Origin of the sequence: Paranoxybacillus vitaminiphilus (genome assembly GCF_003259935.1) — a bacterium.
Classification (GTDB): Bacteria; Bacillota; Bacilli; order Bacillales; family Anoxybacillaceae; genus Paranoxybacillus; species Paranoxybacillus vitaminiphilus.
In genome coordinates this window covers 201,593-210,847 of the sequence record NZ_QLMH01000005.1, presented here as the reverse complement: position 1 = coordinate 210,847, position 9,255 = coordinate 201,593, and the positions used below count along the sequence as shown (strand labels likewise).

Here is a 9,255-nt window from a genome sequence, read left to right as displayed (position 1 = left end):
TCGTGGACAACTGTATGTAGTTTCTTTTTCCTTGGTGCAGCGATTGTAACATCAAAACCTTCCTCTAGCAAACGGTAATACGGATAATAAATCTCTAACGCTTCCACCGCATCTCCTGCAACAATTAATACTTTTTTGCTCATATGAACAACCTCCTTCATTACTATGATTATTTATAGAAAGAATTTTAACACGGTACTTTCCATAACCAAAGTATACTGTAACTATTTGGATTTATCAAGGATTCCTAGTTTTTTGAATTTGGACTTTTGAAATTAAATGAATACGACGTCAGTACATTAAATGCTTAAAAGAGGTACCGTATTTTTTGTTTCAAGATTTTCAATCATTTCATACCAAGCCTTTGGCTTGTTTGATAAGACAGAATAATATCGTTTCAAAAACTTCACAACAAGCTCCGCTGGAAGTTCATTTACGTTATCATCCATCGGAAGGAAACAAAGGTCGAGTCCAGTTACAGCCTCCCCATCATTGTTCCAAGACGGATGAACGTAAGGGAAATCAAGACGCTTATAACCAAGATGAGACAATACTTCACGGCGGACATATGGATCCATCGGCTTAATTCCGCCAAATTCATAATGTTCCACCCGATAAGGATCATAAATTTCCGCAAACATGCCAAATAACTGCTTTCCGTTTGCTGCTGCCCAAGCGTTCAAATCTTCTAGCCTCTTTTGCGCTAAAAATCGGCCGATGCCAAGTCCTGGTTGGCCAATGATCGTGAAGTCTGTCATTGCGACATTTAAATCTTCATAATAGCGGTACTCTGTTGCACCTACGACATTCCCTGTCAAGGCCGATTATTTTTTCCCCAAAATCGCCGGTTTAAAATTCCCCAGAAGGACCTTTCATTGATCCTTCTGTTTTTCTTCTTGGAGCCTCTTTTCCCGTAATCGATAGCTTTCCCCCTTTAGGTTGAAAATGAGTAACTATTCACCCCGATAGTAGTATGTAAAAAAGCGCAACACAAATAGGGCATCTCCGTGATAGAAAATGCCCTAAGTGGTAGAAAGAACACGATCGAGCGTTTCGCCTGTCAACAGAAGACATAACGAATCCCACACGTTTTTTTCGTGTTTCGTCAGTGTGGAAATGATGCTTCTTGTGATACAAAAAGACTGGGCGAATGTTTCTTCGCGAAACGTACCCGAGATGTTCTCTTTCACTTTGACCATGCGAAGATCGCGTTCGGCTTGGTTGTTGTCAAAGGGAACATGTACTTCACGTAAGAAACGCAACGCTTCTTCCTTTCGTTTTTGAAGGCGTCGAACAAAAGCGAGTGCTTTTTTCGGAAGAGGCGTCGTCGTTTCCAATCGGTGTTGTGCTCTTTCTAGGATGCGATCATACACTCGTTCCCATCGTTTCGCTTCTTATTCGGAAAGTGCACCGTGATGAGCTTCGACGGCTTGTTTGGCGGCTAACAGAAACGTCGTCATGCGCGATGCCCATGTATGCCCTTGTTCGATGAAGCCTTTTAACTCACGCAAATGATGGGCGTGACAAAGGGCATGGGTGGCTTGCGTGTATTTTGGATACGTACCGAATCCATCGTGCATCATCGTCCCTTGATATCGCGGAAGAATTCCGATGTCATCAGTCGCTTTCTTTCCACGAGAAACGTGAGGAGCCAAGTACGTATATTTCGATGTACAGGCGACATGCACCCATGCGAGTTTCCCATTGATGCGCAAACTCGTTTCATCGACATGCAGGATGTTGGATTCAAGTAAGGCGTCTTCGATGACGTCCATATTTGATTCCAGCGCTTCGCGTCCTCGTTTCACCATATTGGCAAGAGTTCCCGTACTAATCGAGTGTTGATATAACGCTTCGATTGTATCACTTAAACGCTTGTACGGGATCAATTGGATATGATGTAAATAAACAACGAGCGCCGTGAGCCGTGGACCGTATTGCACATGATTCGTGACGTGGGATGGGAATTCGGCTTGTTGAACACATCGACAATGTGGACACGATTTCACTTCACGTTCATGTTGTGTCACCTCGATCGTCACAGGAGGAAGATCAAACACTTGACGGATATCGACTTTGAACGGTTTGACTTCACGCAAAGAAGCCCCACATCCTTGACACGTATGCACACGGTGGACGACACGATGATGTGGATGTTCCACTTGACGGAGCGTCGTTCCTTGATGTCCTTCTTGTCCGCCTGGCTTGTTGCCAGATGGCTTGCGAGAAGAATGGGTGTGAAAACGGTCAGAAGATGGGGGCAAATGGCTATTGGAGCTGTTTTTTTTCGTGCGTGCTTCCAGCTCTTGAACACGGTACTTCAGTTGTTCATTTTCTTTGCGTAGTTGTTTGTTTTCGTGACGCAAATGTTCATTTTCTTGAACGAGTTGATGAATGAGCTGTTTTTGTTGTTGAACTTTGCCGATTAAGCTCTCAACTGTAAATACAGCTTGTTGTACCGTCAACATGCGATTCACCTCCTTGTCTATCAATATCCACATCATAGACAGGAAATACAAAAAATATTCAGCTCACTTTATGATGTGGCTGAATAGTTACATAATCCTCCAAGTCCACCCCCAACAATTGCAGTTATTCCCCAGTTAATGGCATTAACTACAAACCATCTAGAATTCCACCAGTGGTTACCCCAAGCATATCCACTTGGATCCACATACATCACAGGGTTATTTGCAGCATATACAAACAAGTTTGATAGTAGTGGTAAACCTTGGTATTCTCCTGGTGCCTTTAAAGCCTCATCAGTCAATGTTTTTATAACCAAAGGATTATCTGAATTAATAAATCTGCCGATTTCAGAATTATAATACCTGCTCAATTATAATACCTACTCATCAAATAATATAACCCAGTTTCCTCATCATAATAATATCCTGCATAACGGTATGGGTTGGCTGATGCCATAGTGCCGGTTTTTGAAATAATGTTCCCCCATGCATCGTATTGATACTGGGCAACTACATTTCCATTTTCATCGGTTAATGCCGTTACATCACCATGACCATTTTTATGGTAGTAATATGTTACTCCGCCTTTGGTCATCGTGACTGGGTAGCCGTATGCGTCCCACGTATACTCCGCCACGATGTTGTTGTTTGCATCTGTTTCATACAAGACTCTATTGGAGTCCCCATCATACTGATAATAGATGGTTCCGCTTGATGTTGTTTTACTGATGCGTCTTCCTAGATGATCATAATTAAAGGACGCGATGGTTGTACCAGACGCATTTTTCACTTCAATGAGACGGTTGTCATCATCGTACACAAATGTCTTATTGCCGTTGTTCGTTAAATTGCCATTGGCATCGTAGGTGTATGCTTGTCCGTTGACGGCTGTTAATTGGTCGGCGGCGTCATACGTGTATGTTGTGGTAATCGTCGTCGTTCCATTGTTTACGATTTTCTTCGTACGGTTCCCGACAGCACTGTATTCGTTCCATGGGAGAGGACATGTACAGATACCAATTCTAAAAATATTCTGGTAAGTTGTTCTCTAAAACGTACCCGTTCTCCCAAGTACCAACAAGTAAATATTGGTCATCGTTACTAAATTCAGCAAAACAAGCATATGGAATTTTTTCAATTAATATGGTTTTTAAATCCTCATATCTCAAGATAATTACACTTTCATTATAAGTCACTACAATAAACCTACCATCATTTGATTGATGAAGGTATCGGAAATATCCAATGTGTTCCATAGGAGAATCATTGTCAATGATGTGTCCTCTCTTCAAAATCTTTTTAAAGTCTGAGTCTACTAAGATTATTTCATAACCGTTTACCAAGATGTAGACGTCATGAATGGAGTCGAAAATGACAGAGTCCCAAATTAAAATTTCCGGGTGACTTTTTAACTCAATTGACTGCTTGTTAATTGGTTCCTTAACTTTAACAATTTTATTCTCTCTATAACCCGTTTCGTTATTTACATAACTTAATGTAAATAAATGATAATTTCTATTTTTGAGGAATTGATTATAGTAAATAAGTGTAATGGCGTTTTCAAATTCTGTGAGTATCGTGTATTCCCCTGAATGAATGTTAATAGTTCCAATTTGTTGCCCATCATTGGTTTCTAGAACAGAAAGAAGCATTAAATTATCTTGGGTAAAATTAGTATCTCCTTCAACCAACTTAAAAGATTTTTTCGATTGGATCTTTTTTACCAACTGGAAGCTCGCAGTGTTATAAACATATATAGTACCTGTAGTACTTTTAATTAATAAATATTTATTGTTTTCAGAGAACCTCATATCACTTGGATAATTAGGTTTGTTTAATTCAATAATTTTTTCCCAAGTCGTTAAATCATAAACAATCGTCTTACTATCCATATTATGACATAAAAATTTATTATCTCCTGACAGTCTTATACGGTAAGAAGTTTTTAGTTTTTTTATTAGATTCATTTGAAACATGTTTTGATCCCTCCTTAACCGAGGACACTAATAGTTTAAGTTTTGATTTAGGTATAATCTTTAACTTCTAAATGGTTAAGAATATAGAGATTAACATGGAGTAACGGGTATGATGGATTTTGTCTACTGACGTTTTTCTTTTCTATAGTCATACCTGCAGTGGCTCTACGTTAATCTCATTTGCATGGTTATGCTAATAGGCTATAATCGGCCCATTCTGAAAAATCAACCTAGTTTCACCATTAGAACGGTGAAAAGAAACTCTTTGTTTTTAACCATACTTTAATTGCATCAAGAGCTGCAATTACTCTTTTTCTGTTTGTTTTATAACTGTACTTTTTATTATAGGCATAATTCATGATGTTATTAATTGTTTCATAGTATTTATTTGTATGCAATCTTCTATGCAGCCCTGTTTTAATGCTAATTAAGTTTTGAGGATTATTTACATTGAGACCGACCTTGCTCAATACATTACGAGCTGGTTGTGCTTTTTTGGCCTTTTGTGCGACTATATGATGTAACTCATATTTAGATCTATAGTTCGGTTTTGTTTTTACTCTAGCAAAACTTTGATCAATTAATTCTCCCACAGCATCAAGTGCCTTAATTGCATAATAAACTAACGCAGTGCCTAAAACTGCCACTGCCGCAGCATAAGCTGCAGGAATGAGCATGGCAAATTGCCCATCAGGATCTATATTCACTACAGGGTTATTATTAGCATAAGCATATTGATTCAAACTCTGCGGATCATCCTCAAACCCATGGAACGTATCCCTTGTAATAAACCGACCAATATTAGCATCATAATAACGTGCCATGAGATAGTATAATCCAGTTTCTTCATCGTAATAATAACATGCATAACGGTATGGGTTGGCTGATGCCATCGCGCCGGTTTTGGAAAGAATATTCCCCCATGCATCGTATTGATATTCCGCTACAACGTTTCCGCTTGCATCCGTTAATGCCGTAACATCCCCATGACCGTTGACATGATAATAGTAAGTTACTCCGCCTTTGGTCATCGTGATTGGGTGATCATATATTTGAGGAGTTACCCCAAATTTTTTCTCCAAATGAAATAAAAAGAACCTAACCGAATGATTCGGTTAGGTTCCCTTGCTTAAGCATTATTTTTTCAGATTATAGAACGATTTAATGCCGTTGTAAATCGCTGTATCGCCAAGTTGATCTTCGATGCGAAGCAATTGATTGTATTTCGCCACTCGGTCTGTACGAGAAGGTGCACCTGTTTTAATTTGACCAGCGTTTGTCGCAACAGCGATGTCAGCGATTGTGCTGTCTTCTGTTTCACCAGAACGGTGAGAAATAACCGCTGTGTAACCAGCGCGTTTTGCCATTTCAATTGCATCAAATGTTTCTGTTAATGTACCGATTTGGTTCACTTTAATAAGGATAGAGTTACCTACACCTTTTTCAATACCTTCAGCAAGTTTCTTCGTATTTGTTACGAATAAGTCGTCACCAACAAGCTGAACTTTTTTGCCAAGACGTTCTGTTAATAGTTTATGTCCTTCCCAGTCATTTTCATCTAAACCGTCTTCAATAGAGATGATTGGGTATTTAGATACAAGCTCTTCATACCAAGCAACCATTTCTTCAGACGTTTTAACAACGCCTTCGCCTTCAAGATGATATTTGCCTGTTTCTTTGTTGTAAAGCTCAGAAGATGCTACGTCCATCGCAAGCATCACTTCTTCGCCTGGTCTGTAGCCTGCTTTTTCAATCGCTTCAATGATTGTTTGCAGTGCTTCTTCGTTTGATTTTAAGTTTGGCGCGAAGCCACCTTCGTCACCAACTGCTGTGTTGTAGCCTTTTGCTTTTAACACCGCTTTTAAGCTATGGAAAATTTCTGTACCCATGCGAAGTGCTTCACGGAATGTCGGTGCACCGACAGGCATAATCATAAACTCTTGGATATCAACGTTGTTATCCGCGTGCGCACCGCCGTTTAAAATATTCATCATTGGCACAGGAAGCGTTTTTGCGTTAAATCCGCCAAGATATTGATATAAAGGAACATCTAAGTAATCAGCTGCAGCGCGAGCAACTGCCATAGAAACGCCTAAAATCGCATTCGCACCGAGCTTGCCTTTGTTTTCTGTACCGTCAAGCTCAATTAATGTTTTGTCAATACCAACTTGGTCAGTTACATCAAAGCCGATAATTGCTGGAGCGATGACTTCGTTCACGTTTTCAACCGCTTTTAATACACCTTTACCGAGATAGCGGTTTTTGTCGCCATCGCGCAACTCAACTGCTTCATATTCACCGGTAGAAGCACCGCTTGGCACTAACGCGCGGCCGAATGCGCCAGATTCAGTGTAAACTTCTACTTCCACTGTCGGATTACCGCGGGAATCTAATACTTCACGAGCATATACATCAACAATTGTTGGCATAAAACTTCTCTCCTTTTCCGATTTTTCATTTATTGTGTCTAAACTTTCAAATCTAAAAATAACCGATTATTCTTTCGCAATTAACGATTTACCCGTCATTTCTTTCGGTTGTTCTAAACCTAAAAGATCAAGCATTGTCGGCGCTAAATCTCCTAAAATGCCGCCTTCGCGAAGCGTAATGCCTTTTTTCGTAACGATGACAGGCACTGGATTCGTTGTATGCGCCGTATGCGGTTTGCCTTCAGGCGTAATGACTTCATCCGCATTTCCGTGGTCAGCCGTAATAATCGCGATACCGCCTTTTGCTAAAATGGCGTCAACGACTTTTCCTAGGCACTCGTCAACCGCTTCGACCGCTTTAATCGTTGGCTCTAATTTGCCGGAATGACCGACCATATCCGGGTTTGCGTAGTTTAAAATAATGGCATCGTGCTTGTCTGCCTCGATTTCTTTTAAAAGAGCTTCCGTTACTTCATAAGCGCTCATTTCCGGTTTTAAGTCATATGTCGGCACTTTTGGCGAATCGATTAAAATGCGCTCTTCTCCCGGAAACTTTTCTTCACGGCCGCCGCTCATAAAGAATGTAACGTGCGGATATTTTTCTGTTTCCGCAATGCGAAGCTGCTTAAGGCCGTTTTGTGATAACACTTCACCTAACGTATTATCAAGGTTCGTCGGCTTAAACGCCACATATCCTTTGACTGTTTCGCTAAAGTGCGTTAAGCACACGAAGAATAAGTTTTTCGGATGTTTCGGACCGCGGTCAAACGAACGGAAATCGTCGTTCGTAAATGTATTGGAAATCTGAATCGCACGGTCTGGGCGGAAATTATAGAAAATAATCGCATCTTCATCTTGAATCGTTGCAACCGGCGAACCATCTTCACGCACCATGACAGACGGGAGCACGAATTCATCATAAATGCCGTGCTGATAAGAATCTTCGACACACTCAATGGCACTGCGATAAGTTGGCCCTTCGCCATATACCATCGCGCGGTACGCTTTTTCCACACGCTCCCAACGCTTATCGCGGTCCATCGAATAGTAGCGTCCGGAAATCGTCGCAATTTCACCGACGCCATACTCTTTGATTTTTTCATTTAGTTCGTTAATGTACTGCAACGCTGTTTGCGGTCCCACGTCGCGGCCATCGAGGAACCCGTGGATATAAACGTTTTTCACGCCTTCTTTTGCCGCAAGTTTTAATAATGCATAAAGATGGTTAATATGGCTGTGTACACCGCCATCAGAAAGCAAACCGAACAAATGAAGGTTTGTTCCTTTTTCTTTGACGTGGTTCATTGCCGCTAAAAACGTTTCGTTGCGGTCAAATTCCCCTTCACGAATCGCAATGTTCACGCGCGTCAAGCTTTGATAGACAATGCGGCCTGCACCGATGTTTAAGTGCCCTACTTCAGAGTTTCCCATTTGTCCTTCAGGCAAACCAACCGCTTCGCCGCAAGCTGTTAATGTTGTATGTGGAAATTCGTTCCAATAACGATCGAAATTCGGCTTTTTCGCCAAAGCAACCGCGTTTCCTTTCGTTTCTTCACGAAGCGCGAAACCGTCCAAAATAATTAACGCTACTGGTTTTTTACTCATGATTTCCCGCCTCCACTAACTGTAAAAACGACTGCGGCTCCAAGCTGGCACCGCCAACTAATGCACCATCAATATGCTCCTGCGCTAAAAATTCTTTAATGTTGTTCGGCTTCACGCTGCCGCCGTATTGAATGCGCACAGCATCAGCGGCTTCTTTTGAGAATTTTTTCGCAATCACGGAGCGAATATGACCGCATACTTCATTTGCGTCTTCCGCTGTCGAAGATTTGCCTGTACCGATTGCCCAAATCGGTTCGTAGGCAATCACTACTTGTTTTGCCTGTTCTTCCGTTAATCCTTCAAGCGCCTTTTCTACTTGCGCGCCAACGATTTCGTTTGTTTGGCCGCTTTCACGCTGCTCTAACGTCTCACCGCAGCAAACAATCGGAGTTAAGCCATGTGTAAATGCAGCCATCACTTTTTTATTGACTGTTTCATCTGTTTCCGCAAACATTTCACGGCGTTCAGAGTGACCGATAATCACATAAGTAACACCGATATCTTTTAAGGCAACCGGGCTGATTTCTCCTGTATAAGCACCGCTTTCAGCAAAATGCATGTTTTGTGCGCCAATTTTTAAATCGGTGCCTTGAACCGCTTGGACTAAGCGCTCTAAAAATAGAGCTGGTGCACAAATAACAGAATCCACTTTCTCAGCAGACGGAATAACCCCTTTTACTTCTTCGACAAAGCTTACTGCTTCAGAAAGTATTTTGTGCATTTTCCAGTTGCCTGCAATAATTGGTTTACGCATTATTTTTCATCCCTTCTTTTGTC

General features: G+C 41.2%; 8 protein-coding genes and 2 pseudogenes. All 10 read right to left on the bottom strand.

The features are described from left to right. A pseudogene (locus B0I26_RS08620) lies at positions 1-143 on the bottom strand (peptidase); the annotation flags it as partial. A 156-nt stretch (positions 144-299) separates the two neighbouring features. Then, positions 300-758: a hypothetical protein gene (locus B0I26_RS08615; protein WP_245934743.1), complete on the bottom strand. Its 459-nt coding sequence runs from the start codon at positions 756-758 to the stop codon at positions 300-302. A gap of 264 nt (positions 759-1,022) precedes the next feature. Beyond that, a pseudogene (locus tag B0I26_RS08610) lies at positions 1,023-2,468 on the bottom strand (IS66-like element ISGka5 family transposase). A 68-nt stretch (positions 2,469-2,536) separates the two neighbouring features. Beyond that, on the bottom strand, positions 2,537-2,839 hold the full coding sequence (locus tag B0I26_RS18840; protein ID WP_111645027.1) for an RHS repeat-associated core domain-containing protein: 303 nt from the start codon (positions 2,837-2,839) through the stop codon (positions 2,537-2,539). Then, positions 2,836-3,288 carry an RHS repeat domain-containing protein gene (locus B0I26_RS18835; protein ID WP_281268693.1) on the bottom strand — a complete coding sequence of 151 codons (453 nt, stop codon included), beginning with the start codon at positions 3,286-3,288 and terminating at the stop codon, positions 2,836-2,838. The genes B0I26_RS18840 and B0I26_RS18835 overlap by 4 nt, the downstream gene beginning before the upstream one ends. 202 nt (positions 3,289-3,490) lie before the next feature. Continuing rightward, the gene (locus B0I26_RS08595; RefSeq protein ID WP_111645025.1) at positions 3,491-4,444 is read right to left on the bottom strand and encodes a YncE family protein; all 954 of its coding nucleotides are present in this window, start codon (positions 4,442-4,444) and stop codon (positions 3,491-3,493) included. 242 nt (positions 4,445-4,686) lie between these two features. Continuing rightward, positions 4,687-5,526 (bottom strand): RHS repeat-associated core domain-containing protein, encoded by an 840-nt coding sequence (locus B0I26_RS18970; protein WP_181502805.1) that lies wholly within the window; start codon positions 5,524-5,526, stop codon positions 4,687-4,689. 54 nt (positions 5,527-5,580) lie between these two features. Then, on the bottom strand, positions 5,581-6,873 hold the full coding sequence (eno, locus tag B0I26_RS08585; protein WP_111645024.1) for a phosphopyruvate hydratase: 1,293 nt from the start codon (positions 6,871-6,873) through the stop codon (positions 5,581-5,583). 66 nt (positions 6,874-6,939) lie between these two features. Further along, a complete protein-coding gene (gene gpmI / locus B0I26_RS08580; protein ID WP_111645023.1) occupies positions 6,940-8,478 on the bottom strand; it encodes a 2,3-bisphosphoglycerate-independent phosphoglycerate mutase in 1,539 nt (512 codons plus the stop codon). After that, a complete protein-coding gene (gene tpiA / locus B0I26_RS08575) occupies positions 8,471-9,232 on the bottom strand; it encodes a triose-phosphate isomerase (protein WP_111645022.1) in 762 nt (253 codons plus the stop codon). Before tpiA ends, gpmI begins: the two co-directional genes overlap by 8 nt. Positions 9,233-9,255 lie beyond the last annotated feature (23 nt).

Excerpts from the sequence above, each read along its gene's own strand:
- B0I26_RS08615 (WP_245934743.1), bottom strand. The coding sequence starts at position 758 with ATGACAGACTTCACGATCATTGGCCAACCAGGACTTGGCATCGGCCGA.
- B0I26_RS08595 (WP_111645025.1), bottom strand. The coding sequence starts at position 4,444 with ATGTTTCAAATGAATCTAATAAAAAAACTAAAAACTTCTTACCGTATA.
- eno (WP_111645024.1), bottom strand. The coding sequence starts at position 6,873 with ATGCCAACAATTGTTGATGTATATGCTCGTGAAGTATTAGATTCCCGC.
- gpmI (WP_111645023.1), bottom strand. The coding sequence starts at position 8,478 with ATGAGTAAAAAACCAGTAGCGTTAATTATTTTGGACGGTTTCGCGCTT.
- tpiA (WP_111645022.1), bottom strand. The coding sequence starts at position 9,232 with ATGCGTAAACCAATTATTGCAGGCAACTGGAAAATGCACAAAATACTT.